Origin of the sequence: Virgibacillus sp. M23, assembly GCF_034190895.1 — a bacterium.
Taxonomy (GTDB): Bacteria; Bacillota; Bacilli; order Bacillales; family Amphibacillaceae; genus Virgibacillus; species Virgibacillus salarius.
This window is the reverse complement of sequence record NZ_JAWDHA010000149.1, coordinates 1-679: the sequence shown is the minus strand read 5'-3', so window position 1 is coordinate 679 and position 679 is coordinate 1. Positions and strand designations below refer to the sequence as shown.

At 41.7% G+C, this 679-nt stretch carries 2 protein-coding genes; one reads left to right on the top strand and one right to left on the bottom strand.

What is annotated here, in order from left to right:
* Positions 1 to 520 (top strand): transcriptional regulator RefZ (gene refZ, locus RVS70_RS21715; RefSeq protein WP_321134796.1); only part of this gene is annotated, 520 nt, incomplete at its 5' end.
* Here the strand turns inward: refZ and RVS70_RS21710 are convergent.
* A partial coding sequence (locus RVS70_RS21710; RefSeq protein WP_321134798.1) for a PHP-associated domain-containing protein occupies positions 517 to 679 on the bottom strand: 163 nt, incomplete at its 5' end. The two genes, refZ and RVS70_RS21710, sit on opposite strands and share 4 nt — an antisense overlap.

Genomic DNA, 679 nt, shown 5'->3' with positions numbered 1-679 from the left:
TGTAAATGTTGCGCACATCTCCTACTATTTTAAAGGCAAAGGAGGCTTGATGGAACACTTAGTTTCAGAGTTTTACGAAGGCTACAGCAAAACGCTTGAAACAGCGGCAAGCAATATCTGTTCTCAAAGCACGCAGGAACAGCTTCTCCAATTGGTTTTCGATATTTTATCCTATCAGCATAATCATCGTCAATTAACTCGTTTTGTCTACCGGGAAGTCACAATTGACTCCACGTTAATCAGGGAAATTATGTCGACATATTTAATGAAGGAAAAGTATATCTTCCAGCTGATCATTGAGGAAGGAGAAAAACAGCGTGAACATTTAACACTGCCGCTGCCTCATTTTATTCTCCAATTAAAATCTCTCTTGATGATGCCCTATCTCCAGCCTCAATATATTTCAGAAGTGCTCTACATGCAGCCGCACGAGCCGTATTTTTATAAAATGTATTTTGAAGAGATCAAGATTTGGATCAAAAGCGTCTTCCGGACAGGAGACGTGGCGCTCACCAATTAGCATCGTTCCAAAAACGCCTCATACGCATATCCGACATCTCCCGCTTGATGGGCATCAGACCCAAACACAAGCGGGATCTTCTTTTGCTTCGCTTCATTCAGCATCCAATCCTCGATATAAATACCGCCAGCGTACATTTTTCTTAAGCCGGAAGTATTA